Raw genomic sequence first — 25,401 nt, 5'->3', positions numbered from 1 at the left:
CCGAGGCGCATCCACCCGTGAGAGCAGGGACACCATGACGCGTCACGTGGTCGTCGTCGGCGGGGGCATCGTGGGTGCCGCGTGCGCCCGGTCGCTCGCTCGGGCGGGGATCCGCGTCACGGTCGTCGAGCGGGCCGCCGTCGCCTCCGGCACGAGCGCGCAGGGCGAGGGCAACATCCTCGTCTCCGACAAGGGCCCCGGCGCGGAGCTCGAGCTCGCGCAGCTCGCCGCCCGCCGCTGGCCCGAGGTCGCCGACGAGCTCGCCGACGAGCTGGGCGACGCGCTGCCCTCCATCGAGTACGAGCCCAAGGGCGGGCTCGTCGTCACGACCACCGACGAGGGCGCGGATCCGCTCCTCGCGTTCGCCGCCACCCAGCGCTCCGCGGGGGTCGACGCGATCCCCGTGGACGCGCGCCGGGCCCTCGAGCTCGAGCCGTGGCTGAACCCGGCGATCACCGCGGCCGTGCACTACCCCGAGGACGCGCAGGTGCAGCCCGCCATCGCCACCGAGGCGCTCGCGGCGTCGGCCCGGCGCGCGGGCGCGGTCGTGCGCACGGGCGTCGAGGTGACGGGGCCGCTGCTCGACGCCGACGGCGCGCTCCGCGGCGTGCGGACGAGCGCGGGCGACATCCCGGCGGACGACGTGCTCGTCGCCGCCGGCCCCTGGTCGGGCGAGGTGGCGCGCGCCCTCGGCGTCGAGCTGCCCGTGCTGCCGCGGCGCGGGGTCGTGCTCGTGACCACGCGCATGCCGCACCGCGTCCTCCACAAGGTCTACGACGGCGACTACGTGGGCGCGGTCGGATCCGGCGACGGCGCGCTGCAGACCTCGGGCGTCGTGGAGTCGACGCCGTCCGGGACGGTGCTCATCGGATCCAGCCGCGAGCGCGTGGGCTTCGACGCGTCGCTGCGCGTCGCCGTGCTCGAGGAGCTCGCCGCGAAGGCCGTGCGGCTCTTCCCCTTCCTCGCCGAGGCGAACGCGATGCGCTCCTACGGCGGCTTCCGGCCCTACCTGCCCGACCACCTCCCGGTCGTCGGCCCGGATCCGCGGCTGCCCGGCCTCTGGCACGCGAGCGGGCACGAGGGCGCGGGCATCGGGCTGTCGGTCGCGACGGCGGACCTCATCACCGCGCAGATGACGGGCGCCGCGACGCCGCTCGACGTGCGGCCCTTCTCCGTGGCGCGCGCGTCGCTCGGGCTCGCGATGCCCGGGGGCGCCGCGTCCGGGGGCGCCGCGTCGCCGACCCACGCCGCCGGGGTGCGCGCATGACGCCGCGGCGCGTGGATCCGGCGCGCGACCCGGTCCGCCCGGGACCCGCCGAGGCGGTGCGCTTCACCGTGGACGGGGATCCCGTCGAGGGCGTGCGCGGCCAGACCATCGCCGGCGCGCTGCTCGCCTCGGGCACGCTCGCCTGGCGCACGACCGCGAGCGCGGGCCGTCCGCGCGGCGTCTTCTGCGGGATCGGCGTGTGCTTCGACTGCACCGTCACCGTCAACGGGCTGCCGGACGTGCGCGCCTGCCAGCGCCGCGCGGTCGAGGGCGACGTGGTCGAGACCGGGCCCGGCGCGACCGTGCCGGACGCGACCGCGCAGGACGCCGGATCCGCGGGACCCGCCGGATCCACCGGACCGGCCGAGCGCGCGGGGGAGCCGTCGTGAGCGGCGCGGACGACCGGCGTCACGTCGTCGTCGTCGGCGCGGGACCGGCCGGGCTCGCCGCCGCGGCCGCCGCCCGCGGACGCGGGTCCCGGGTCACGCTGCTCGACGCGTCCGACGAGCTGGGCGGCCAGTACTGGCGGCACCTGCCGGAGTCGCGTCCGGCGGCGCGCGAGCGGATCCTGCACCACGGCTGGGACGCGTTCACCGCGCTCCGCTCCCGGCTCGCCGCCGACGACGGCTGCGCGATCGTCACGGGCGCGCAGGTGTGGGCGATCGAGCGGCCGACGCCGGACGCCGATGCTGACGCGCCCGCCACGCCCGCCGCCGTCGTCCACGTGCTCGTCGGCCAGGTCGACGGATCGCGCCGCGAGCCCCTCGCGCTCCGTCCCGACGGGCTCGTGCTCGCGACCGGCGCGCACGACCGCACGCTGCCCTTCCCCGGCTGGGACCTCCCGGGCGTCTTCACCGCGGGCGCCGCGCAGGCCCTCGCGAAGGGCGAGCGCGTGCGCATAGGCGACCGCATGATCGTCGCGGGTGCCGGCCCCTTCCTCCTGCCCGTCGCGGTGTCGCTCGTGCAGGCGGGGGCGCGCGTGGTCGGGATCCACGAGGCCGCGCGTGTGCCGGGGCTCGCCCGCGGCTGGCTCCGACGTCCGGCGGGCCTCGCCCGCGCGCCGCACAAGGCCGCCGAGCTCGCCGGGTACGTCTCCGTGCTGGCGCGCGAGCGCATCGGGTACGCCACGGGCAGCGCGGTCGTCGCGGCGCACGGGACCGACCGGGTCGAGGCCGTCACCGTGCAGCGCCTCGACGCGTCGTGGGCGCCGATCCCGGGCACCGAGCGGCGGATCGCGGTGGACGCCGTGTGCGTCGGCCACGGGTTCACGCCCCGGCTCGAGCTGCCCATCGCGGCGGGCTGCCGCATCGGCTCCGACCGCTTCGTCGAGGTCGACGCCGACCAGGGCGCGGGTCCCGTGGGCGTGTACGCGGCCGGCGAGATCACCGGCATCGGGGGAGTGGACCAGGCCCTCGCGGAGGGCGAGGTCGCCGGGCACTGCGCCGCGGGCGGATCCCCGTCCGACGCCGCCGTCGCGCCCGCCGTCCGCCGCCGGGCCGTGGCCCACGACGTGGCCGGCCGCATCGAGGCCGCGCACGGGATCCGCCCCGGCTGGACCGGCTGGCTGCGCGACGACACGCTCGCCTGCCGCTGCGAGGAGGTGCCCGTCGGGCGTCTCCGCGCGACCGCCCGCGCCGCGTCGTCCACCGACCTCCGCTCCATGAAGCTCGCGACGCGCGCCGGCCTCGGCATCTGCCAGGGCCGCGTCTGCGGGCGGACCGTCGAGCAGCTGCTCGCCGCGGAGGCGCCGGCGTGCGGGGGATCCGCCCACGCGCCCGCCGCGCCGGGCCCCGGATCCGACCGCCGCCCCATCGCCTCGCCCGTGCGCCTCGGCGAGCTCGCCGCCGCGTACGACCGCCGCGACGCCGGACCCCCGTCCCTCGCCGCGCCCGGCGCCGACGACCCGCCGACCGGGGAGGATCCGCCCCGCGAGCACGCGCCCCCGACCACCCCCGCACCGCCTCGCACCACCGACCGGAAGGACATGCCATGACCGCACCCGCCCTGGACCTCGGAGGCGTCGTCGTCGCCACCACGCTGCCGTTCCGCGAGGACGCGTCGGCCCCCGCCGGCCTCGCCGTCGACTACGACGCGTACGCCGCCCACTGCGACTGGCTCATGTCCAACGGCTGCCGCGGCGTCGGCCCGAACGGATCCCTCGGCGAGTACTCCTCGCTCACCGACGAGGAGCGCCGGAAGGTCGTGCAGGTCGCGGTCGAGACCGTCGGCGACCGCGGGATCGTCGTGGCCGGCGTGCACGGCGTCGGCTGGCACCAGGCCAAGAAGTGGGCCGAGATCGCGGCCGAGGACGGCGCCGACGGCGTGCTGCTCCTCCCGCCCACCATCTACCGGGCGAGCGACGACGAGGTCGTCGAGCACTACGCGCGCGTCGACGAGGTGGGCCTGCCGATCATGGCCTACAACAACCCGTTCGACACCAAGGTCGACCTCACGCCGCAGCTCCTGCAGCGCCTCGACGCGCTCGAGAACGTCGTGGCGATCAAGGAGTTCTCGGGCGACATCCGGCGCGTGACGGAGATCCAGGACCTCACGGGCCTCGACGTCATCGCGGGCGCCGACGACCTGCTGCTCGAGTCGCTCATCATGGGCGCCGTCGGCTGGTTCGCGGGCTACCCGAACGCGTTCCCGCGCGAGGCCGTCGAGCTGTACGGGCTCGCGACCAGCGGCCGCATCGACGAGGCGAAGGCGCTGTACCAGCACCTCGTCCCCGTCTTCCGCTGGGACTCGCGCACCGAGTTCGTGCAGGCCATCAAGCTGTCGATCGACGTGGCCGGCGAGAGCACGGGCGGCCCCACGCGACCGCCGCGCGCGCCGCTGCCCGCCGCCGTCGCCGAGCAGGTGACGCGCGACACGCGCCGCGCGCTCGACCACCTCGCGGGGCGATGATCGAGGGATGAGGTCCTCCCGCGTCTTCCACGCCGTCGACTCGCACACCGAGGGCATGCCGACCCGCGTCGTCACGAGCGGGTTCGGCGTGATCCCCGGCTCCACCATGAACGAGCGCCGCCTGCACCTCATCGAGCACCTCGACCACCTGCGGCTCCTGCTCATGACCGAGCCGCGCGGGCACGCGGCGATGAGCGGCGCGATCCTGCAGCCGCCCACGCGCGACGACTGCGACTGGGGCGTCCTCTACATCGAGGTGTCCGGCTGCCTGCCGATGTGCGGCCACGGCACCATCGGCGTGGCGACCGTGCTCGTGGAGACCGGGCTCGTCGAGGTGCAGGAGCCGGTCACCACGATCCGGCTCGACACCCCGGCCGGGCTCGTGATCGCGCGCGTCGACGTGGATGGCGGACGCGCCGCGTCCGTCACGATCGAGAACGTGCCGTCGTACGTGGAGCGGCTCGACGCCTCCATCGACGTGCCGGGCCACGGCACCGTCCCGTACAGCCTCGCGTTCGGGGGCAACTTCTACGCCGTCGTCGAGCTAGACGCGCTCGGGCTGCCGTTCGACCGCGAGCGGCAGCAGGAGATCCTCCAGGCCGGGCTCGCGATCATGGGCGCGATCAACGACCAGGACGCGCCGTCGCACCCGGAGATCTCCGGGGTCGACCACTGCCACCACGTGGAGTTCCTGGCGCCCGGATCCGACGCGCGGCTGTCGCGGCACGCCATGGCGATCCACCCCGGCTGGTTCGACCGCTCGCCGTGCGGCACCGGCACGTCCGCGCGCATGGCCGAGCTGTGGGCGCGCGGCGAGCTGGCGGTCGGCGACGACTTCGTGAACGAGTCGTTCATCGGCAGCCGCTTCACCGGCCGGATTCTCCGCGAGACGACCGTCGCCGGCCGTCCCGCGATCGTCCCCGCCATCACGGGGCGCGCGTGGATCACCGGCATGGGACAGTACCTGCTGGATCCCACCGACCCGTTCCCGAGCGGCTTCCGGTTCTGACGGATGAGCCCCCACCGAGGAGAGACATGACCCCGCACGAGATCGATGCGACCACCGACCCGACCGCGCAGGCGACCGTGGACGCCGTCGCCGCGCGCGCCGCCCGGGCCGCCGCGCCGCTCGCCGCGCTGGCGCCGGCGGCCCGCGCCCGCGCGCTCGACGCCGTCGCCGACGCGCTCGAGGCGATCCGCCCCGAGCTGCTGCCCGTCGCCGAGCGGGAGACCGCGCTCGCGCCCGGCCGCCTCGCCGGCGAGCTGACGCGCACGACCGTGCAGCTGCGGATCCTCGCGGCCGCCGTACGCGACGGCCGCTACCTCGACGCGCGCATCGACCACGCGGACGCCGACGCGGCACCCGCCCCGCGCCCCGACATCCGCCGGTACCTCGTGCCCGTCGGCCCGGTGCTCAACTTCGCGGCGTCGAACTTCCCGTTCGCCTTCTCCGTCGCGGGCGGCGACACCGCGTCGGCGCTCGCGGTCGGCTGCCCGGTGGTCGTGAAGGCCCACCCCGGCCACCCCGAGCTGTCGCGCCTCGTCGCGGCGGCCGCATCCGCCGCGCTCGTCGAGGCGGGCCTCCCCGAGGGCACGCTGCAGCTCGTCGAGGGCGAGGAGGCTGGGCTCGCGATGCTGCGCGATCCGCGGATCCGCGCCGCCACCTTCACGGGCTCGCTCCGCGCCGGCCGCTTCCTCGCCGACGTCGCCGCAGCCCGCCCCGACCCGATCCCGTTCTTCGGCGAGCTCGGCAGCGTCAACCCCGTCGTGATCACCGAGCGCGCCGCCGCCGAGCGCGGGGAGGACATCGCGTCGGCCCTCGTGGCCAGCGCGGCCGGATCCGCCGGACAGCTCTGCACCGCGCCCGGGATCGTGCTGATCCCCGCGGGCCACGGCCTCGACGCGGTCCTCGCGGAGGAGGCCGGCACGGTCGCCCCGCACGGGATGCTGAACCGCAAGATCGCCGAGGGCTACGCGGGCGGCCGCGCCGCCGCCATCGCGGTCGACGGCGTGCGCCTCGTCGCGGAGGGCCGCGCGCCCGCCGGCGACGACGGATCCGTGACCCCCACCGTCGCCGCCGTCGCGCTCGCCGACTTCGAGGCCGCGGGCGACGCCCTCCGCCACGAGGTCTTCGGCCCGTTCGCGCTCCTCGTCGAGTACCCCGCGGGCACCGACCTCGCCGCCCTCGCGGCGCGCACCTTCCCGGGCGAGCTGACCGCGAGCGTCCACCTCGGCGAGGGAGAGGCCGACCAGGCCGCGGCCGAGCTGATCCGCGTGCTCGCCGCCCGCGCCGGCCGCGTGCTCGTCGACGCCTGGCCGACGGGCGTCTCCGTCACCGACGCGCAGCAGCACGGCGGACCCTGGCCCGCCACCACGCTCGACCGCGGCACGAGCGTCGGCACGGCGTCGCTCGACCGGCTGCTCCGCGGCGTCGCGTTCCAGGGCGTGCCCGACGCGCTGCTGCCCGAGCCGCTGCGCACCGCGAACCCGTGGGGCGTGCCGCAGCGGGTGAGCGCGCGCGGCGCCCGCGCCTGACGACCGGCACGATCGATCGGGCGGTCCGGGCTCCCGGGCCGCCCGCCGCTGAGGGTTCCCACAACGCGCGACCGCCTGCCGCGGGAGCGCGTTGGAGGCCCGCGACGTGATTTTCGGCAGCCGGGGGATCCGTGCATAGCGTGGCCGGTGCCGGCAGGGATGCCGGTCCAGGCGACGGCACGGAGGATCCATGGTCGACACGGCGGCACGAGGACGCACCACCCGCGGCACGAGGGGACGAGGCCCCGCCGCGGGCCCGCAGGGCGGCGCGGCCGAGGAGGGCTCGGTGCACGAGGGCGCGCTGCGCGAGGCGGGCGTCCCGGTCGCGGGCGACGTGGACGCCGAGGTCGCGCGCGAGCTCGACCGCGCCGACGGCGACGCGGGGACCGACGCCGGCCCCCGCGTCGACGTGGAGGCGCTGGGGCGCCTGCTCCTCGGCCGCTGGGCCGACGTCCGCCGCTCCTCCCGTGAGCTCACCAGCCGTCCCGAGCTCCACCGCGTCGAGGGACTCGACATGCACCAGCACCGGGCGCGCGTGAGCGAGCAGCTCAAGATCCTCGTCGAGCACGGCGGCGTGCACCGCGCGTTCCCGCGGATCGTCGGCGGGCTCGAGGACCACGGCGGCAACATCGCGGGCTTCGAGGAGCTCGTGGCCGCGGATCCGTCGCTGCAGATCAAGGCGGGCGTGCAGTGGGGGCTGTTCGGCTCCGCGGTGATGCACCTCGGCACCGAGCGCCACCACCGCGAGCTGCTGCCCGGGATCATGACGCTCGAGACGCCCGGCGCCTTCGCGATGACCGAGACGGGCCACGGATCCGACGTCGCCAGCATCGGTACGACCGCGACCTACGACCCCGAGACCGGGGAGTTCGACCTGCACACCCCGTTCCGCGCGGCGTGGAAGGACTACCTCGGCAACGCGGCGGTCGACGGCCGCGCCGCGACGGTGTTCGCGCAGCTCGTGACGCAGGGCGTGAACCACGGCGTGCACTGCTTCTTCGTGCCGCTCCGCGATGCGACCGGCGCGTTCCTGCCCGGCGTCGGCGGCGAGGACGACGGCCTCAAGGGCGGCCTCAACGGGATCGACAACGGCCGGCTCCACTTCGACCACGTGCGCGTGCCGCGCGCGAACCTCCTCAACCGCTACGGCGACGTGGCCGAGGACGGCGCCTACACGTCGGAGATCGCCAGCCCCGGCCGCCGCTTCTTCACGATGCTCGGCACGCTCGTGCAGGGCCGCGTCTCGCTCGACGGCGCCGCCACGAGCGCCGCCAAGATCGCGCTGCAGATCGCCGTCACGTACGGCAACCAGCGCCGCCAGTTCGTCGCCGGCGGCACCGACGAGGAGGTGCTGCTCGACTACCAGCGCCACCAGCGCCGGCTGATCCCGCGCATCGCCACCACCTACGCCGCGTCCTTCGCGCACGAGAAGCTCCTCGGCCAGTTCGACTCGGTGTTCTCGGGGAAGACCGACACCGACGAGGACCGGCAGGACCTCGAGACGCTCGCCGCCGCCCTCAAGCCGCTCAGCACCTGGCACGCGCTCGACACCATCCAGGAGGCGCGCGAGGCGACCGGCGGCCAGGGATTCCTCGCCGAGAACCGCCTCGTCGGGCTCCGCGCCGACCTCGACGTCTACGCGACCTTCGAGGGCGACAACACCGTGCTCCTGCAGCTCGTCGCCAAGCGCCTGCTCACCGACGTCAACCGACGGTTCGCGAAGGCCGACTTCGGGGTGCTCGCGCGCTACGCCGTTGAGCAGGCCGCGGATCGCACGCTCCGCTCGACCGGCCTGCGCACGCTCGGGCAGGCGCTCGCGGACCGGGGATCCACCGCGCGCTCCGTCGGCCAGCTCCGCGAGCCGGACACGCAGCGCGCGCTCCTGACGGGCCGCGTGGAGGCCATGGTCGGCGAGATCGCCACCGCGCTCCGCGCCACCCGCAAGATGCCGCCGGCCGAGGCCGCGGCGCTGTTCAACCGGCACCAGCACGCGCTCATCGAGGCGGCCCGCGCGCACGCGCAGCTGCTCCAGTGGGAGGCGTTCACCGAGGCGCTGGACCCCGCGTCGGAGACCGGCCGGGCGATGGACGACGGCACCCGCCGCATCCTCACCTGGACCCGCGACCTCTTCGGCCTCCGCCTCATCGAGGACGACCTCGCCTGGTTCCTGATCCACGGCCGCCTCAGCGCGCCCCGCGCCCGCGCGGTCACCGCCTACATCGACCGGCTCGTCGCCCGCCTCCGCCCGCACGCGCAGGACCTCGTGGACGCGTTCGGCTACACGCCCGCGCACGTCCGCGCGGCGGTCGCCTCGGGCCAGGAGAGGGACCGCCAGGACGAGGCGCGCGCCTACCGCGACGCGCGGATCGCCGACGGCTCGGCGCCGCGGATGGAGAAGAGCGAGAAGAAGAGGTAGGGGGCCAGCGCCCGCTTCTGGCGGGTCCCGCGGCCGTCGGTCAGCGGGTTGACGCCCCCACCGCGCCCGGGTGCGGCCGCCGTCCGCCGAGGGCGCCCGCCAGGAGGGCGGCGGCGACGCCCACGACGATCACGAGGCCGAGGCCCAGCCGGAGGTCGACGGCGTCCGCGAGGCCTCCGATCAGCGGGCTGGTCACGAGGAAGCCCAGGCGCATGAGCCAGCTCACGATGGTGACGCCGGCGCCGGCGCTCACACCGGGGATCTCCGCGGCCGCGCTCATGGCGCTCGGCACGAGCGTCGCCGAGCCGTAGCCGGCGAGGGCGAGGCCGACGAGCAAGGTGGCGACCTGACCCGTCGTGCTGACCACGAGGATCGCGCCGAGCGCGATGAGCGCCCCACCGAGCCGGGCGACCGCCGCGCGGCTGGTGCGCTGGATGAGCGCGTCGCCCGTGAACCGGCCGACGCACTGGCTGCCGATCACGACGATGAAGGCGACGCCGGCCACGTCGACGGGCAGGCCGCCGATCCGCACGGCCGAGAGCGCGGCCCAGTTGTTGGCGACGTCCTCGACCATGGTCCCGCAGATCGCCACGGCCACGAGGGGCAGCGAGACCACGAGCGCGCGACGGAGGCGGGATCCGCGACGGACGGGCGCCGCCGGATCCGCGGATGCCGCCGGGCGCGCGTCGCCGGGGGCCCGGGCGGCGGGGCCGATCAGCCGGCCGCCGAGGAGCACCAGCGCGAGGCACGCGGCGCCCGTCAGCGCGAGGTGCAGCCGCACGTCCGCGCCCGCCGCCGCCGCGAGGGTCGCGACCCCGCCGCCCGCCACGGCCCCCAGGCTCCACAGCGCGTGCATGGAGGAGAGGATCGAGCGCCCCGCGGCGTCCTGCACCCGGATGCCGGCGACGTTCTGGGCGACGTCGACGACCGCGTCCAGGAAGCCGGCCGCCAGGAGCGCGAGCGCGAGCATCCACCCGGCGGCGGCCCAGGCCGCCGCGGCGACCGCGACGCCGACGAGCGCCGTGCCGACCACGGCGACGGGCACGGCGCCGAAGCGCGCGATCAGGGGCGCCGGCAGCGCCGACGACGCGATGGACCCGACGGCGAAGCACGCGACGATCAGCCCGAACTGCGCCGCGCCGAGGTCGAGCCGCTCGGAGAGGAGCGGGTACCAGGGCAGGAGGGAGGCGAAGATCGCCCCGTTGCTGGCGAAGGCGAGGCCGACGCCCGCGGTCGCGCGCCGCATGGGCGGGGTGGGAGGGGTCATGGCGGTCACGCTAGGGACCAGGATGATCACGTGCAACGATCAGAACGCCACCGAACGATCATCCGCGCGCTCGACTCCGGCCGCCGCACGGTCGACGAGCTCGCGACCCTCACGGGCGCGTCGACCATCAGCATCCGCCGCGACCTGGTCGAGCTCGCCGAGCAGGGCGCGCTGCGCCGGGTCCGCGGCGGGGCCGAGCCGGCCACCCGGCGCGGCGTCGAGTACCCGTTCGCCCTCCGGCGGGACGAGGACGCGTCGCTCAAGGCGGCGCTCGGCCGCGCGGCTGCCACGCTGATCCGGCCGGGTGACGCCGTGCTCATCGACAACGGCACGACCGCGCTCGCCGTGGCGCGCGAGATCGCGGGCACGGGGATCACGGCGCTCGCCCTGTCCCTGCACGCCGCCGCGGCGCTCGCCGCCCGGCCCGGGGACCAGGTGATCGTCCCCGGCGGCGCCGTCGACCACGACGACCTCGCCTTCACGGGCGCGAGCGCGGTGGACGCCGTGCGGGGGATGCGGTTCGACGTCGCCGTCCTGGGCGCGTGCGCGGCGGATCCTGACACCGGGCTCACCGTCGCCGGCTGGGGCGACGCGCTCGTGAAGCGCGCCGCGCTCGCGGCGTCCCGCCGGGTGGTGCTCGTGGCCACGCCCGACAAGTTCGCGCGGACGGCGGCCCACCGCTTCGGCGGCATAGCGGACCTCGACGCCATCGTCACGACCCGGGACGCCCCGATCGCCCTCCTCCACGACGCCCGGCAGGCCGGCGTCGAGGTCGTGCTCGTGGACGCGGACGCGGATGCTGACGGAGCCCGGCCGCGGTAGCGCGCCTAGTCGTGCAGCGCCGCGTCCGCCGGGCCCGTGCGCCACGACGCGAAGCGGGCCGTGAAGCCCGCACGGGTGGGCGCGCAGCAGAAGGGGCCCGCGGTCACGGCGGCGTCGGGATCCAGCGGCGCGACCCGCACGAGGCGCCATGGCTCGTCGTCGACCCGGGCGCGCACCGTGAGGGCGTCGCCGGAGCGGCTCGCGCGGATCGTGACGAGGCGGCCCGACCAGCCCGGCACCGGGGCGAGCGACCAGTCGGAGACGCCGCGCGTGACGACCGCGCCGAGGCCGTCCTCGCCGTCGCTGCGCTCGACGCCCGCCTTGGTCCACGTCTCCGCGTCGACCCGCACGAAGACGCCGGCCTGGTCGAACTGCTCGCGGAGGTCGAGCGTGAACGCGACCTCCACGGCCGACCCCTGCGGCAGCGGCGCGAGGAGCGCGTGCTCGGTGTCGTGCACGAAGCCGTACGAGGTGATGCGCCAGGCGTCGCTGCCCTCGCGCGCGGTCACGTCCATCCCCCCTTCGTGGATCCGCACGGCCTCCGGCTCGGTGGTCCAGGTGCCGCCGGTCCAGGGGACGTCGGCGAGGGGGGCGGCGGACGCGGGGAGATCGCTCATGCGACGAGGCTACGGCTGCCGGACGTCAGTCGGCGACGGGCTGCGGGTCGCCCAGGAACGGCATGATCGCCTCGGCCCAGTGCGCGTGCATCACGCGGTAGGAGAAGCGGTCGCGGACGTGCAGGCGCGTGCCGGAGATGTCGGGGTAGGGCGCGTGGATCACGCCGCGCCCCGGGTCGTCGAGCAGGGCCGTCGCGCGGTTCAGCCGGCCGACCTGCGCCTGCAGGAGCTTCCGGGCGACCATCGGGATCGGCTGGAACCGGTCCATCGGCGGGATGCCCGTGACGACGATGCGGCAGCCGTCGCCCGCCTGGGCGCGGATGCTCGCGATGATCCCCGTCAGCCGGTCGGTCCACTCCTCGACCGACGTCGCGACGAGCACGTCGGGGATGCCGAGCGCGACCACCGCGAGGTCGAGGGGCGCGGCGTCCCGGTCGGCGATGGCGGCGGCGGCGTTCCGCGCGGTCATGTCGTACGCCGCGACGCTCTCCCACTCCATGCCGCGGCCCGTCGCCGAGGTGCGCCGGGCGGCGACCTGCGCGGGCATCGCCATCCCGGCGAGGAGCACGCCGTACCCGGCGACGCCGATGTCGCCGACGAACAGGACGCGCTCGGGATCCGGTCCCGCGATCGCGGAGACGTCGTCGTGCTGCGGGAAGATCCCCGCCTCCATCTCGCGCATGTAGAGGTGGAGGTGCAGGCGCAGCGTCGGCCGCGCCAGGGCCATCGCGGCGCCGTGGGCGAGGGGCACCAGCGGCCGCAGGACCGTGCGCGGGACGCTCCCCGGCGACGGTCGCCTCGTGGGCAGGGCGGGCAATGGGTCCTCGTCTCCGGGGGATGCGGTCGGGTCCCTGGAAGGCTACGCGGCGGCGGCCGGTGCGCCGACCCCGTCCGGGGGTGGACGGCGTCCGGGCGCCCGTAGGCTCGACGCATGCAGAGCCTCTTCCCCGAGATCGACCCGCACGACACCGGCATGCTCGACGTGGGGGACGGCCAGCTCCTCCACTGGGAGGTCTCGGGGAACCCGGACGGGATCCCCGTCGTCTTCCTGCACGGCGGGCCCGGCGGCGGGACCAGCCCGGCGCACCGGCGCCTCTTCGACCCGGCCAGGTACCGCATCGTGCTCGTCGACCAGCGCGGCTGCGGCCGGAGCACGCCGCACGTCTCCGACCCCTCGGCGGATCTGTCCGTCAACACCACCTGGCACCTCGTGGCCGACCTCGAGCGGCTGCGCGAGCACCTCGGCGTCGAGCGCTGGCTGGTGTTCGGCGGATCCTGGGGCTCGACCCTCGCGCTCGCCTACGCCGAGACGCACCCGGCGCGCGTGACGGGCCTCATCCTCCGCGGCATCTTCACGCTGCGCGCGACCGAGCTCGACTGGTTCTACGAGGGGCCCGCCGGCATGGTCTACCCCGACGGCTGGGAGGCGTTCACGGCGCCCGTGCCCGGGGTGGAGCGCGGCGGGATCATCGACGCGTACGCGCGGCTGCTCGCGGATCCCGACCCCGCGGTGCACGGGCCGGCCGCGGTGGCGTGGTCCACGTGGGAGGCGTCGGGCATCACGCTGCTGCCGAAGCCCGAGGTGGTGGCGCGCTTCGCCGAGCCGACGTACGCGCTCGCGTTCGCGCGCATCGAGAACCACTACTTCACGCACGGCGGGTGGATGGAGGACGGCCAGCTGATCCGCGACGCGCACCTCATCCGCGACATCCCCACGGAGATCGTGCAGGGCCGCTACGACATGTGCACGCCGGCCGTCACCGCGTGGGACCTGCATCGGGCGTTACCCGAGGCGCGCTTCACGATGGTGCCGGACGCCGGGCACGCCTTCGACGAGCCGGGGATCCTCGACGCGCTGATCCAGGCGACCGAGCGCGCGGCGGACCGGCTGACGGCCTAGCGGCGCGGCGGCCCGTCCGCGCGCCGACCTGCTGGCGCCCTGACGCCCTGACGCCCTGGCGGCGCTGCGGCCTAGCGGCCGACCAGCGCGGGGGAGCCGTGCGCGGCCGGCTGCGCGAGCGTCGCGGCGGGGGCCGCCGCGGGCGCGCCGACGCCGCTCAGGATGTCGAGCGCGCGCCGCAGCCGCGTGCTGGAGGTGTGCATCGTGTACGGGAAGTACACGACCTCCACGCCGACGGCCGCGAACTCGGCCTCCAGGCGCTCGCCCTTCGGGGTGCCGCGCCAGTCGTCGCCTTTGAAGAAGACGTCGAAGCCGACGTCGCGCCAGGTGTCGAGCTTGTCCGGCAGCGTCTCCGCGCGGGCCTCGTCGACGTAGCTGATGTGGCTGACGATCTCCAGGCGCTCGGCGAGCGGCACCACGGGCGTGATTCCCTTGTTGCGCTCGAGCATCTCGTCGGAGACGACGCCCGCGATGAGGAAGTCGCACTGGCTCTTGGCGTGCTTGAGGATGTTGAGGTGTCCGACGTGGAAGAGGTCGAAGGCACCGGCGGCGTAGCCGATTCGGGTCATGGCACACGTGTCTCGGGTCGTCCGCGTTCCGGGCGCGGGTACGCGCGGATGCGGGATCGGGTGCAGCCCGGTGCGGGTACGCCGGGCGGGGTCCTCCTGCTCCGCGACGCGGGTACGTCGGCCGCCCTGGGTGGGGGCGACGGGGAGCGGGTGGACCTCCGCCGATCTTACGGGCGACCCGGCCGACCGCGGAAGCGGGATACCCGAACGGGGGGGCATGCCGGTGATCCAGGGGGCGCGGGACCCCCGCCCCCGCCATGACCTCCTTTCGGGGGACACAACAGGCTGTTTCTGGGTTACATTCACTCAACCCCACCTGTCTGGTGGGTGTTCACCAGCCTGTCTGACGGACAGATCCGAGCGAGGACCCGCCCGCATGCGCCACCGCACCCCATCCAGTCGATCGACCCGCCGCCGCACTCCGAAGCACGTCGCCCCCGCATCCCGCCCCCGGCCCGCCCGCCACCTGATCGCGATCGCCGTCGCCGTCGGCCTCGCCGTCCCGGCCGCGCTCGTCGCCCCGCAGACCGCGGGCGCCGCGACCGGGCAGGACCTCACCGCGGGCAGCCCCGTCTTCTCCGACTCCTTCACCCGCAGCGCCACCGGCGGCTGGGGCACCGCCGCCGGCTCCGCGGCGTACTCCTACGACGGCGTCTCGGCGTTCCGCGCGAACGGCGGGCAGGGCGTCATCGACCTCGCCCGGGCCGGCACCGCCGCGTCCGCCGCCGTGCCGGTCGCCGCTCCCGTCGACAGCGAGACCACCGTCCGCGTGCTGATCCCCCGCGTCCCCGCGCAGGGCAACGGCGTCTACGCCGGGCTCCAGCAGCGCGTGTCCGGCTCCTCCTACTACCAGTCGAGCGTGCGGGTCGACAGCGCGGGCGACGCGCGGCTCTCGGTCGTGCGCGTCACCGGATCCACCGCGGCGCAGACCACCGTGGTCGGCGACACCGTCGTGGCCCGGGGCGTCGTGCCCGGCCGCGTGGTGAACATCCAGTCGCGCGTCTCGGGCTCCACCGCGGTCGCGATCGACGCCCGCGCGTGGGTGGACGGCCAGTCCGTCCCCGGCTGGCAGGCCGCGGCCGTCGACACGAGCGCGTCGCGCCTCACCTCGGGCACGGGCACGCGCCTGTGGTCGTACCTCTCGAAGTCCTCCGGGCCGCAGGCCGTCGCGTTCGACGACGTGGCGATCCGACCGCTGACGGCGCAGGCCGCGGCCCCCGCGCCGACCCCGACGCCGGCGCCGACGACCCCGGCTCCCGCGCCCGCCCCGGCACCCGGCACCGGTTCCGGCTCGGGCTCGTCCGACGCCGAGCAGGGCGTCTCCCTCGGCGACGCGCGCACGGGCTCCGGCTCCGCGCCCGTCGGATCCACCTCCTACGGCGTCCCGTCCGACGCGGTGTACGTCGCGCCGACCGGCTCGAACGGCGGATCCGGCTCCAAGTCGTCCCCGTACGCCACCATCCAGAAGGCCGTCGACGCCGCCCCCGCCGGGCGCACCGTCGTCGTCCGCGCCGGCACGTACCACGAGTCGGTGGTGATGCCGCAGGGCAAGGCCCTCACGCTCCAGTCGTACCCGGGCGAGGCCGTGTGGCTCGACGGCAGCCGCCAGGTCTCGTCCTGGACGGCCTCCGGGTCCACCCGCTACGCGAGCGGCTGGACCGTCGCGTTCGACGCGAGCCCCACCTACACGCGCGGCAAGCCCGACGGCACCGCGACCGGCTGGCAGTTCGTGAACCCCGCGTACCCGATGGCCGCGCACCCCGACCAGGTCTGGATCGGCCAGACCGCCCAGAAGCAGGTCGCCTCGCGGGCCCAGCTCGTCGCCGGCACGTTCTTCGTCGACACCGCCGCGGACCGCCTCTACCTCGGATCCGACCCGGGCAGCCAGACCGTGCGCTCGAGCGACCTCGTGCAGGCGCTCAGTGTCCGCGGCGACGGCAGCACGGTGCGGGGCATCGGCATCCGCCGGTACGCGCCCTCGGTGCCGGACCTCGGCGCCGTCGTCGTGCAGGCCAGGAACGTCACGGTCGAGAACCTCGTGATCACCGACAACGCCACCACGGGCATCTCCATCACGGCGACCGGCGCGAAGGCGACCGCGCTCACCGTGGCCCGCAACGGCATGCTCGGGATGCACGCGAACTACGCCGACGGGCTGCGCGCCACGCGCCTCCTGGTGGCCGACAACAACACGGAGCGCTTCAACCGGGCGCCCGTGTCCGGCGGGTTCAAGATCACCCGCAGCCGCGACGTGGACGTGAAGGACAGCGCGATCCTCCGCAACGCCGGCAACGGCCTGTGGTTCGACGAGTCCGTGTACGACGCGAACGTCACGGGCGACGACGTGATGGACAACGCGGGATCGGGCATCGCCTTCGAGCTGTCGGCCCAGATCGCCATCGTGGACAACGTGGTGGCCCGCAACGGCGAGGAGGGCGTCTGGATCGACGACACCGGCCACGTGGACATCTGGAACAACACGTTCGTCGCCAACGACCGCAACGTCGACATCTCGCAGGGCACGCGACGCGCGTCGAACCTCTCGACGCCCGGCCACGATCCGCGCCAGAAGCTGCCGGACCCCACCGTGACGTGGGTGGTGACCGACATCGACATCGCGAACAACGTGATGCAGGGATCCACCGGCAACGCCCTGCTGGCCGTCGAGGACCACTCGCACCAGCGCTCGGCCGGGCAGATGGGGATCACGACCTCCGGCAACGTGTACCAGCGCGACGCGGGGAACCGCCCGGGCTGGGCCGTGATCTGGTCCCGCGGCGCCGGCGACCCGGCCGTCTACGGATCCGTGCAGGCGTTCAGCGCCGCGACCGGCAACGACCGCACCTCGCTCGCGATCGACGGACGCCCCGTCGTGGGATCCGGCTTCCGGCTGACCGACGAGGTCCGTCGCGTCGAGACCCAGGTGGCCGTGCCGCTCATCGGCGCTGTTGCGGGCCTGCTCGGCTGGCTGACCGGCGCGCGCGAGCTCGGGGCCGACGTGGGCTGACCCCGCGCGCACGAAAGGACGGGCCGATCCCCTCGGGGGTCGGCCCGTCCTGGCGTACGCGGCGTCACCGCGTCCGTCGCGGTGCCCGCCGGTAGGGGCGCCGGTGGCCGGGGCGGCGGCGTCAGGGCGCGAACCAGTGCGGCGGCGCGGCGGATGAGTACGACTACTGGCCCCTGCGCGACGAGCGGCGGACGGCGGAGACGGAGCCTGGGATCGCACCCACGAGCCCGTCCCCGGACGGGCATCCACCGCCATCCGCCGCCGCGCACACGCAAGGACCGTCCCATGAACGGCACGTCCCGCACCTCCCGTCCCCCGGTCCGCCGCCGGCACGCGATCGCCCTGGCCGTCGCGGCCGGGCTCGTCCTCCCCGCCGCGCTCGTCGCCGCGGGTCCCGCGTCGGCCGCGACCGGCCAGGACCTCGTCGCCGGCGCCGCCGTCTTCTCGGACGCGTTCACCCGCAGCGCGACCGGCGGCTGGGGCACGGCCGCCGGCGCCGCGGCCTACGGGTACGACCTGCCGTCGGCGTTCCGGGTCAACGGCACGCAGGGCGTCGTCGACCTGCCGAAGGCGGGGACGTCCCTGACGGCGAGCGTGCCGGGCGCGGTCTCGGCGGACGCCGAGGCCACCATGCGCGTGATGCTGCCGCGCATCCCGGCCGTCGGCGGCGGCGTCCACGCGGGCCTCCAGCAGCGGGCGACCGGGTCGTCGTACTACCAGGCGAGCGTGCGCGTCGACCCGGCGGGGGACGCGTGGCTCTCGGTCGTGCGGGTGAACGGATCCACGGCGGCGCAGACCACGATCGCCGCCGAGGTCGTCGTGGCGCGCGGGCTCGTGCCCGGGCAGGTGCTGGGCATCCAGACCCGCGTCTCCGGATCCTCGCCGGTGGCCGTCGACGCGCGCGCCTGGCGGGTGGGGCAGGCCGTGCCCGCCTGGCAGGTCGCCGCGTGGGACGCGAGCGCCGCGCGGCTGACCGCCGGATCCGCGACCCGCGTCTGGTCGTACCTCTCGTCGTCGTCGCGCCCGCAGGCGCTCGCGTTCGACGACCTGGCGGTGCGGCCGCTGACGCGGGCGGGAGCGACGCCGACGCCGACCCCGACGCCCACGCCGACGCCCACGCCGGCCCCCACGCCCACGCCGACCGCCACGCCGACCCCGACGCCCACCCCGACCGCTCCCGCGCCGACCTCCGCGGACCCGGAGCAGGCCGTGCCCCGCGGCGACGCCCGGCCCGGCACGGGATCCGGCTCCGCCGCGGTCGGCACCGCGACCTACCCGGCGCCCGCCGACGGCGTCTACGTGTCGCCCACCGGCTCGGACGGCGGCGCCGGCACGAAGGCGTCCCCGTACCGGAGCATCCAGAGGGGGGTCGACGCGGCGCCGTCGGGACGCACCGTCGTCGTCCGCGCCGGCACGTACCACGAGACCGTCGTGATGCCCGCGGGCAAGGCGCTCACGCTGCAGTCGTACCCGGGCGAGGCGGTCTGGCTCGACGGCAGCCGCACGCTGACGTCGTGGACCGCATCCGGATCCACCCGCTACGCCTCCGGCTGGGACGTCGCCTTCGACGCGAGCCCCACCTACACGCGCGGCGCGCCCGACGGCACGCGGGAGGGCTGGGCGTTCGTGAGCCCGGCCCGGCCGATGGCCGCGCACCCCGACCAGGTCTGGATCGGCCAGGCGGCGCAGCGGCAGGTCGCCTCGCTCGCCCAGGTGACCGCGGGCACGTTCTTCGTCGACACCACCGCCGACCGCCTCTACCTCGGCTCGGATCCGGGCGGCCGGACCGTGCGCGCCAGCGACCGCGTCAGCGCCCTCGCCGTGCGCGGCGACGGCAGCACCGTGCGCGGCATCGGCATCCGCCGGTACGCGCCGTCGGTCCCCGACATGGGCGCGGTCGTCGTCAGCGGCAGGGACGTGACCATCGCCGACGTCGCGATCACCGACAACGCGACCACGGGCCTCTCCGTGCAGGCGACGGACGCGACCCTGCGCGCGGTGACCTCGGCGCGCAACGGCATGCTCGGGATCCACGCGAACTACGCCGACCGGCTCCGCGCCTCCCAGCTCCTCGTCGCGGACGACAACGCGGAGGGCTTCAACCGGGCACCCGTCTCGGGCGGGTTCAAGATCACCCGCAGCCGCGACGTGGACGTGACCGACAGCGCGTTCCTCCGCAACGACGGGAACGGCCTCTGGTTCGACGAGTCGGTGTTCGACGCGACGGTGGCGGGGAGCGACGTGCTGGCGAACACGGGCAACGGCGTCGTCTTCGAGCTGTCGGCCCAGCTCGCGTTCGTGGACGTCGTCTCCGCGGGCAACGGCGCCGCGGGTCTCTGGATCGACGACTCCGGCCACGCGCAGGTGTGGGCCAACACCTTCTCGGGCAACAGGCGGGACGTCGACATCGCGCAGGGCACCCGGCGCGCGGCGAACCTGGGGGAGGCCGGGCACGACCCCCGGCAGCAGCTGCCGGACCCGACGGTCACGTGGATCGTCACCGACATCCAGGTGGCGGACAACGTGATGCAGGGCAGCACCGGCAACGCGCTGCTCGCCGTGGAGGACCACTCGCACGAGCGCTCCGCGACGCAGATGGGGATCACGACATCCGGCAACGTCTACCAGCGCGACCAGGCGGCGAGCCCCCGGTGGGCGATCGTGTGGGCGCGCGGTCCCGGGGATCCGGCCGTCTACGACACGATCGGGGCGTTCGCCGGAGCGACGGGGAACGACCGCACGAGCCTCGACGTCGTCGGGCGGACGGCGCTCGGATCCGGCTGGCGGCTGACCGACGAGATCGCGGGCCGGCAGGCGACCGTCGCGGTGGGGGTGCCCGCCGCGGTGGCGGCGCTCCGGGGGGTGGCGACCGGCGCCCGCGTGCTCGGCGCGTCGGCCGGGTGAGGGCGGCCGACGGGGCCGGGGGGCGTCCGTCCCCCGAAGGGGGAGGGGCGACGGGGCACAGGGAGCGTTTAGCATTGCCACCGTCACCACCCGGTGTTCACCCGTCGTACCCGCGATGGACGCTCTCGGACGAGGCCCACCCAGCCCGTCCGTCCCCGAGCCGTGAACCGGACGAGGTCTTCCCGGACCGCGTCGCACCCCGCACCACCCACCTGTAACCCGAAACGCAGGCACACACCCGATGAACCCGTCATCGGCGCAGGACAGTACCCGCCGTCCGCGCCCGAACGCGCCCACCCGCCCCTCCGACATCCCGCGACCGCTCGACGCGCTGCACGGCACGCGATGAGCACCACGAGGAACCGTCCCGCGACCCGGGACGAGCGCACCCGCCTGCGCACCGAGCGCCGCTCCGCGCACCGCCCGATCATCGGATCCGGCGTCGCGGCGGCCACCCCCGTCGTCCCCTCGGGCCGCCGCTGGGCCCGCGACTACCGCACCCGCCTCATCGCGAGCGACTACGCGATCATCATCGCGACCGTCCTCGTCGCCCAGCTCACGCGCTTCGGCACGGGGGACGCGGCGGTCGACGCCGGCTCGCTGCAGCTCGACTACGGCGTCGTCTCGGTGATCGTCGTGGCCGCCTGGATCGCCGTCCTCGGCGCCTTCCGCACCCGTGACGCCCGCATCGTCGGGGTCGGCGTCTCCGAGTACAAGCGGGTCGTCAACGCGTCGGCCATCACGTTCGGCGCGCTCGCGATCGGCTTCCTGCTCCTCAAGGTCGACATCGCCCGCGGCTACGTCGTGATCGCCTTCCCGCTCGGCGTGGTCGCCCTGCTCCTCGCCCGCTGGAGCTGGCGCCAGTGGCTCATCCGCCGCCGGCTGCAGGGCGCGCACCTCTCCCGCGTCGTGGTCGTGGGCGCCCGCGCCGACGTCGAGGACGTGGCCGCGCAGATCCTGCTGCGTCCCGCCTCCGGCTACACGGTGGTGGGCGTCGCGATCGACGAGCACCTCGAGGGCCTCGAGGTCGCCGGGCGCACGATCCCCGTCGTCTCCGACCTCGGATCCGTCGCGGCGGCCGCCGCCCGCACCGCCGCCGACGCCGTCATCGTCGCCAGCCAGCCGCGCGCCGGCAGCAACGCCGTCCGCACGCTCGGCTGGGAGCTCGAGGGCTCGTCGATCGAGCTGGTGCTCGCGTCGCGCCTCACGGACGTCGCCGGCCCCCGGATCCACTTCCGCCCGGTCGAGGGCCTCCCGCTCATCCACGTGGAGATCCCGCAGTTCGAGGGCGGCAAGCACGTGATGAAGCGGGCCCTCGACATCGCGGTGGCCGGCCTCGCGCTCGTGGTGCTCGCGCCCGTGATGCTCGTCATCGCGTGCATCGTGCGCATCGACAGCCCCGGCGGCGCCATCTTCCGCCAGGAGCGCGTGGGGAAGTCCGGCCAGGAGTTCCACATGCTCAAGTTCCGCTCGATGCGGGTGACCGCCGAGGCCGAGCTCGAGGCGCTCGCCGCCGCGAACGAGGGATCCGGGCCGCTCTTCAAGATGCGGAGCGACCCGCGCGTGACCCGCGTGGGCACCGTGCTCCGCCGCTACTCGCTCGACGAGCTGCCGCAGCTGTGGAACATCCTCGTCGGCGACATGAGCCTGGTGGGCCCGCGCCCGCCGCTGCGCCGCGAGGTGCAGGGCTACGAGAGCCACGTGCACCGCCGTCTGTTCATCAAGCCCGGCCTCACGGGCATGTGGCAGGTGAACGGCCGGAGCGACCTGAGCTGGGACGAGAGCGTCCGGCTCGACCTGTACTACGTCGAGAACTGGTCCCTGACCGGCGACGTGATGATCATGTGGCGCACCTTCCGTGTGCTCACCCGACCCGTGGGGGCCTACTAACAATGTCTGCTATCGAACCGCGTCGACTCCGCATCGCCATGGTCGGGACCCGGGGGGTCCCCGCCGCGTACGGCGGATTCGAGACCGCCATCGAGGAGATCGGGCAGCGCCTCGCCGCCCGCGGCCACGACGTCACCGTCTACTGCCGCTCGGCGAACCGCGCGCGCCCGCGCACCCACCTCGGCATGACGCTCGTGCACCTGCCCGCGCTCAAGACCAAGTCGATCGAGACCCTCAGCCACACGGCGCTGTCCGCGATCCACCTGGCCCTCGGCAAGCGCCAGGACGCGGCCTTCGTCTTCAACGCCGCCAACGCGCCGTTCGTCCCCCTCATCCGCTCGCGCGGCGTGGCCACGGCCGTGCACGTGGACGGCCTCGAGTGGAAGCGCGGCAAGTGGGGCCGCATGGGCAAGAAGTACTACCGGATCGCGGAGCAGATGGCCGTGAAGAACGCCGACGCGCTCATCTCGGACGCCCAGGGCATCGCCGACTACTACGACCACGAGTTCGGGATCCCCACGGAGCTGCTCACCTACGGCGCCAACATCCTGCGCGACCCCGCGAGCGACCGCCTCGCCGAGCTCGGCCTCGAGCCCGGCCAGTACCACCTCGTCGTCGCGCGCTTCGAGCCGGAGAACCACGTCGACGTCATCGTCGACGGGTACACCGCGTCGAACGCGACCCTGCCGCTCGTCGTCGTCGGATCCGCGCCGTACTCCGCCGCGTACACCGACCGCATCGAGCAGGTCGCCACCGCCGACCCGCGCATCCAGCGCCTCGGCGGGGTGTGGGACCAGGAGCAGCTCGACCAGCTCTACGCCCACGCGCTCACCTACATCCACGGCCACTCGGTCGGCGGCACCAACCCGTCGCTGCTGCGCGCCATGGGCGCCGCGACCGCGACGCTCGCCAACGACAACGTCTTCAACCGCGACGTGCTCGGCGAGGACGGCCGCTTCTGGTCGGACGCCGCCGGCGTCGCCGCGCTCGTCGAGGGCGCGGAGGCGAACGCCGAGGAGGCCGTCGCGATCGGCCGCCGCCTGCAGGAGCGCGCCGAGGAGACCTACGACTGGGACGCCATCGCCGACGGCTACGAGGAGCTCGCGGCGCGCATGACGCGCGGCTACTCCACGCACGGCATGAGCCGCGGCGTCCGCTCGGCCACCCGCTGGGAGCCGGAGCTCCGTCCGAGCGACGCCGGCCGCACCTCCTTCCTCCTCGAGGAGAGCCGATGACCGCCGCGACCGGCACCACGGCGCCCGCGCGCGACGAGTCGTACCTCGACGTCGTCCGCCGCCTGGCCTCCGCGCAGAAGAAGGCCGCCCGCGGCGCGCCCGCGTACTCGATCCGCGTGAACCGGCCGGCCGGCCGGCTGCTCGCCGCGTGGGCCTACCGCGCGGGGCTGACCCCGAACCAGGTGACCGCGATCAGCGCCGCCTTCACGTTCACCGGGATCGCCCTCATCGCGCTCGTGCAGCCCGCCGCCTGGCTCGGCATCGCCGTGTGGCTGCTGCTCGCGGTCGGCTACGCGTTCGACTCGGCCGACGGCCAGGTCGCGCGCCTCCGCGGCGGCGGCTCGCTCTCGGGCGAGTGGCTCGACCACGTCGTCGACTGCATCAAGATCTCGTCCCTGCACCTCGCGGTGCTCGTGTCGATGTTCCGCTGGCCCGCCACGGACTCCGACGCGTGGCTGCTCGTGCCCGTCGCCTACGCGATCGTCGCTGCCGCGAGCTTCTTCGCGATGATCCTCAACGACCAGCTGAAGCGCGTGCACCAGGTCACCGGCGCCTCCGCGCCCGAGGCCGGCCGCTCGACGCTCCTGCGCTCGCTGCTCGTGATCCCCACCGACTACGGCTTCCTCTGCATCGTGTTCGCGCTGCTCGGCGCCCCCGTCGTCTTCCTCGCGGTGTACACGCTGATGATGCTCGCCAACGCCGGCCACCTCGCGCTCGCGTCGGTCAAGTGGTTCCGTGACATGGGCGCGCTCGACGCGCGCCGCGCCGAGGCCGCCGCCGGCTCCGCGCGGGTGACCGCGTGACCGCGTTCGCCGGCACGGAGCAGGCGATCGCCCGGGCCGACGACGAGGGCGCGGACCTCCGCGGCCGCACGATCCTCGTCGCGCACCCGAGCGCCGAGCTCTACGGATCCGACCGCGTGCTGCTCGAGAGCGTCGCGGGCCTCGTGGCCGCCGGCGCCCGCACGGTCGTGACCCTGCCCTCCGACGGCCCGCTCGTCGCCGCGCTCACGGGCGTCGGCGCGAGCGTGCAGCACACGCCCACCCCGGTCCTCCGGAAGTCGATGCTGCGCCCGCGCGGCTTCGCGGCCCTCGTCGGTCAGTCCGTCCGCGGCCTGTCGGCGGGCCTCGGGCTCGTGCGCCGCGAGCGCCCGGACGCCGTCTACGTCAACACCGTGACGATCCCGCTCTGGATCCTCGTCGGCCGCCTCGCCGGCCGCCCGGTCCTCGCCCACGTGCACGAGGCGGAGGGATCCGCGTCGCGCGCCGTCGGCACCGCGCTCGCCCTGCCGCTCGCGCTCGCCACGAGCGTCGTCGCGAACAGCCGCTACAGCGTCGACGTGCTCGCCCGCGCCCTCCCGCGGGTCGCGCGCCGCGCCGAGGTCGTCTACAACGGCGTGCCCGGCCCCGCCGCGGTCGTCCCCGCGCGCGAGGCGCTCGACGGCGGCCTCCGGGTCCTCTACGTCGGCCGCCTCTCCGACCGCAAGGGCGTGGACGTCGCGGTCGAGGCCATCGTCGAGCTCCGCGACCGCGGCGCCCTGGCGACCCTCGACATCGTGGGCGCCGTCTTCCCCGGCTACGAGGCCTACGAGGAGCAGCTGCGCACGACGATCCGCGTGCTGGGCCTCGAGGAGCGGATCACGATGCACGGCTTCCACGCCGACGTCACCCCGTTCGTGGCCGCCGCCGACGCGTGCGTCGTGCCCTCCCGGGTGGACGAGCCGTTCGGCAACACCGCCGTCGAGGCGCTGCTGGCCGCGCGGCCCGTGGTGGTCAGCGACACCTCCGGCCTCCGCGAGGCCGCGGGCGGATACGAGTCGGCGCAGCTGGTGCCGCCCTCGGATCCCGCCGCCCTCGCGGACGCCCTCCAGGACATCGCGACGGACTGGGACGCCTACCGCGCCCGGGCCGCGCGCGACCGCTTCCGCGCCGAGCACCGGCACGGACCCGAGCTCTACCGGCAGCGCATCGCGCGGTCGGTGGGCACGATGCTCCGCGCCACGACGCGCACCGGCAGCCCCCGACCGGCCAGCGACCGCTGACCACCGGCACTCCCTCACCCGCTC

General features: G+C 75.4%; 19 protein-coding genes. 15 read left to right on the top strand and 4 right to left on the bottom strand.

The window, feature by feature from the left end; translation table 11 throughout:
- The first annotated feature begins 34 nt into the window (after window positions 1-34).
- The 7 genes from FGI33_RS09360 (at window position 35) to FGI33_RS09330 (ending at window position 9,125) form a co-directional block, all read left to right on the top strand.
- On the top strand, window positions 35-1,267 hold the full coding sequence (locus FGI33_RS09360) for an NAD(P)/FAD-dependent oxidoreductase (RefSeq protein WP_119434908.1): 1,233 nt from the start codon (window positions 35-37) through the stop codon (window positions 1,265-1,267).
- Complete coding sequence (locus FGI33_RS09355) at window positions 1,264-1,656, top strand: (2Fe-2S)-binding protein (RefSeq protein ID WP_237581740.1); 393 nt, start codon at window positions 1,264-1,266, stop codon at window positions 1,654-1,656. The genes FGI33_RS09360 and FGI33_RS09355 overlap by 4 nt, the downstream gene beginning before the upstream one ends.
- Complete coding sequence (locus FGI33_RS09350; RefSeq protein ID WP_237581738.1) at window positions 1,653-3,260, top strand: FAD/NAD(P)-dependent oxidoreductase; 1,608 nt, start codon at window positions 1,653-1,655, stop codon at window positions 3,258-3,260. The genes FGI33_RS09355 and FGI33_RS09350 overlap by 4 nt, the downstream gene beginning before the upstream one ends.
- Window positions 3,257-4,174 carry a dihydrodipicolinate synthase family protein gene (locus tag FGI33_RS09345; RefSeq protein WP_119434714.1) on the top strand — a complete coding sequence of 306 codons (918 nt, stop codon included), beginning with the start codon at window positions 3,257-3,259 and terminating at the stop codon, window positions 4,172-4,174. Before FGI33_RS09350 ends, FGI33_RS09345 begins: the two co-directional genes overlap by 4 nt.
- Before the next feature lie 7 nt (window positions 4,175-4,181).
- Window positions 4,182-5,183 carry a proline racemase family protein gene (locus FGI33_RS09340; protein WP_119434713.1) on the top strand — a complete coding sequence of 334 codons (1,002 nt, stop codon included), beginning with the start codon at window positions 4,182-4,184 and terminating at the stop codon, window positions 5,181-5,183.
- A 26-nt stretch (window positions 5,184-5,209) separates the two neighbouring features.
- Entirely contained in the window at window positions 5,210-6,709 is a 1,500-nt protein-coding gene (locus FGI33_RS09335) for an aldehyde dehydrogenase family protein (RefSeq protein ID WP_237581736.1), read from the top strand.
- A gap of 190 nt (window positions 6,710-6,899) precedes the next feature.
- Complete coding sequence (locus FGI33_RS09330; protein ID WP_237581734.1) at window positions 6,900-9,125, top strand: acyl-CoA dehydrogenase family protein; 2,226 nt, start codon at window positions 6,900-6,902, stop codon at window positions 9,123-9,125.
- A gap of 40 nt (window positions 9,126-9,165) precedes the next feature.
- Here FGI33_RS09330 and FGI33_RS09325 read toward each other — a convergent pair whose 3' ends face one another.
- The gene (locus FGI33_RS09325; RefSeq protein ID WP_237581733.1) at window positions 9,166-10,392 is read right to left on the bottom strand and encodes an MFS transporter; all 1,227 of its coding nucleotides are present in this window, start codon (window positions 10,390-10,392) and stop codon (window positions 9,166-9,168) included.
- 30 nt (window positions 10,393-10,422) lie between these two features.
- Here FGI33_RS09325 and FGI33_RS09320 point away from each other — a divergent pair, with 30 nt between their 5' ends.
- The gene (locus FGI33_RS09320; protein ID WP_119435110.1) at window positions 10,423-11,214 is read left to right on the top strand and encodes a DeoR/GlpR family DNA-binding transcription regulator; all 792 of its coding nucleotides are present in this window, start codon (window positions 10,423-10,425) and stop codon (window positions 11,212-11,214) included.
- Window positions 11,215-11,219: 5 nt separating this feature from the next.
- Here the strand turns inward: FGI33_RS09320 and FGI33_RS09315 are convergent, their stop codons facing one another.
- Together FGI33_RS09315 and FGI33_RS09310 are read right to left on the bottom strand one after the other, a co-directional pair.
- Entirely contained in the window at window positions 11,220-11,831 is a 612-nt protein-coding gene (locus FGI33_RS09315; RefSeq protein WP_119435111.1) for a DUF1349 domain-containing protein, read from the bottom strand.
- 25 nt (window positions 11,832-11,856) lie between these two features.
- Window positions 11,857-12,648 (bottom strand): SGNH/GDSL hydrolase family protein, encoded by a 792-nt coding sequence (locus FGI33_RS09310; protein ID WP_119435112.1) that lies wholly within the window; start codon window positions 12,646-12,648, stop codon window positions 11,857-11,859.
- A gap of 114 nt (window positions 12,649-12,762) precedes the next feature.
- On the opposite strand from FGI33_RS09310, the gene pip reads away from it, so the two are divergent.
- Window positions 12,763-13,731, top strand: a complete 969-nt coding sequence (gene pip / locus FGI33_RS09305) for a prolyl aminopeptidase (protein WP_119435113.1) — start codon at window positions 12,763-12,765, stop codon at window positions 13,729-13,731.
- A 71-nt stretch (window positions 13,732-13,802) separates the two neighbouring features.
- Here pip and FGI33_RS09300 read toward each other — a convergent pair whose 3' ends face one another.
- Window positions 13,803-14,300 (bottom strand): FAD synthase family protein, encoded by a 498-nt coding sequence (locus FGI33_RS09300; protein WP_194674563.1) that lies wholly within the window; start codon window positions 14,298-14,300, stop codon window positions 13,803-13,805.
- 376 nt (window positions 14,301-14,676) lie between these two features.
- On the opposite strand from FGI33_RS09300, the gene FGI33_RS09295 reads away from it, so the two are divergent.
- The 6 genes from FGI33_RS09295 to FGI33_RS09270 all read left to right on the top strand — a co-directional run bounded on the left by FGI33_RS09295 (window position 14,677) and on the right by FGI33_RS09270 (window position 25,377).
- Window positions 14,677-17,307, top strand: a complete 2,631-nt coding sequence (locus tag FGI33_RS09295; protein ID WP_119435014.1) for a right-handed parallel beta-helix repeat-containing protein — start codon at window positions 14,677-14,679, stop codon at window positions 17,305-17,307.
- 285 nt (window positions 17,308-17,592) lie between these two features.
- The gene (locus FGI33_RS09290; protein ID WP_237581731.1) at window positions 17,593-20,211 is read left to right on the top strand and encodes a right-handed parallel beta-helix repeat-containing protein; all 2,619 of its coding nucleotides are present in this window, start codon (window positions 17,593-17,595) and stop codon (window positions 20,209-20,211) included.
- Window positions 20,212-20,556: 345 nt separating this feature from the next.
- Entirely contained in the window at window positions 20,557-22,101 is a 1,545-nt protein-coding gene (locus FGI33_RS09285) for a sugar transferase (RefSeq protein WP_182623263.1), read from the top strand.
- A gap of 2 nt (window positions 22,102-22,103) precedes the next feature.
- A complete protein-coding gene (locus tag FGI33_RS09280; protein ID WP_119433964.1) occupies window positions 22,104-23,336 on the top strand; it encodes a DUF1972 domain-containing protein in 1,233 nt (410 codons plus the stop codon).
- Window positions 23,333-24,139, top strand: a complete 807-nt coding sequence (locus FGI33_RS09275; protein WP_119433965.1) for a CDP-alcohol phosphatidyltransferase family protein — start codon at window positions 23,333-23,335, stop codon at window positions 24,137-24,139. Before FGI33_RS09280 ends, FGI33_RS09275 begins: the two co-directional genes overlap by 4 nt.
- Complete coding sequence (locus FGI33_RS09270) at window positions 24,136-25,377, top strand: glycosyltransferase (protein WP_119433966.1); 1,242 nt, start codon at window positions 24,136-24,138, stop codon at window positions 25,375-25,377. Before FGI33_RS09275 ends, FGI33_RS09270 begins: the two co-directional genes overlap by 4 nt.
- The last annotated feature ends 24 nt before the right edge of the window (window positions 25,378-25,401 follow it).

This window comes from Clavibacter phaseoli (assembly GCF_021922925.1).
In the GTDB taxonomy this organism is placed as follows: domain Bacteria; phylum Actinomycetota; class Actinomycetes; order Actinomycetales; family Microbacteriaceae; genus Clavibacter; species Clavibacter phaseoli.
This window is presented reverse-complemented; position numbering and strand designations above follow the sequence as displayed.

Excerpts from the sequence above, each read along its gene's own strand:
- FGI33_RS09360 (WP_119434908.1), top strand. The coding sequence starts at position 35 with ATGACGCGTCACGTGGTCGTCGTCGGCGGGGGCATCGTGGGTGCCGCG.
- FGI33_RS09355 (WP_237581740.1), top strand. The coding sequence starts at position 1,264 with ATGACGCCGCGGCGCGTGGATCCGGCGCGCGACCCGGTCCGCCCGGGA.
- FGI33_RS09345 (WP_119434714.1), top strand. The coding sequence starts at position 3,257 with ATGACCGCACCCGCCCTGGACCTCGGAGGCGTCGTCGTCGCCACCACG.
- FGI33_RS09340 (WP_119434713.1), top strand. The coding sequence starts at position 4,182 with ATGAGGTCCTCCCGCGTCTTCCACGCCGTCGACTCGCACACCGAGGGC.
- FGI33_RS09335 (WP_237581736.1), top strand. The coding sequence starts at position 5,210 with ATGACCCCGCACGAGATCGATGCGACCACCGACCCGACCGCGCAGGCG.
- FGI33_RS09330 (WP_237581734.1), top strand. The coding sequence starts at position 6,900 with ATGGTCGACACGGCGGCACGAGGACGCACCACCCGCGGCACGAGGGGA.
- FGI33_RS09325 (WP_237581733.1), bottom strand. The coding sequence starts at position 10,392 with ATGACCCCTCCCACCCCGCCCATGCGGCGCGCGACCGCGGGCGTCGGC.
- FGI33_RS09315 (WP_119435111.1), bottom strand. The coding sequence starts at position 11,831 with ATGAGCGATCTCCCCGCGTCCGCCGCCCCCCTCGCCGACGTCCCCTGG.
- pip (WP_119435113.1), top strand. The coding sequence starts at position 12,763 with ATGCAGAGCCTCTTCCCCGAGATCGACCCGCACGACACCGGCATGCTC.
- FGI33_RS09300 (WP_194674563.1), bottom strand. The coding sequence starts at position 14,300 with ATGACCCGAATCGGCTACGCCGCCGGTGCCTTCGACCTCTTCCACGTC.
- FGI33_RS09295 (WP_119435014.1), top strand. The coding sequence starts at position 14,677 with ATGCGCCACCGCACCCCATCCAGTCGATCGACCCGCCGCCGCACTCCG.
- FGI33_RS09290 (WP_237581731.1), top strand. The coding sequence starts at position 17,593 with ATGAACGGCACGTCCCGCACCTCCCGTCCCCCGGTCCGCCGCCGGCAC.
- FGI33_RS09285 (WP_182623263.1), top strand. The coding sequence starts at position 20,557 with ATGAGCACCACGAGGAACCGTCCCGCGACCCGGGACGAGCGCACCCGC.
- FGI33_RS09280 (WP_119433964.1), top strand. The coding sequence starts at position 22,104 with ATGTCTGCTATCGAACCGCGTCGACTCCGCATCGCCATGGTCGGGACC.
- FGI33_RS09275 (WP_119433965.1), top strand. The coding sequence starts at position 23,333 with ATGACCGCCGCGACCGGCACCACGGCGCCCGCGCGCGACGAGTCGTAC.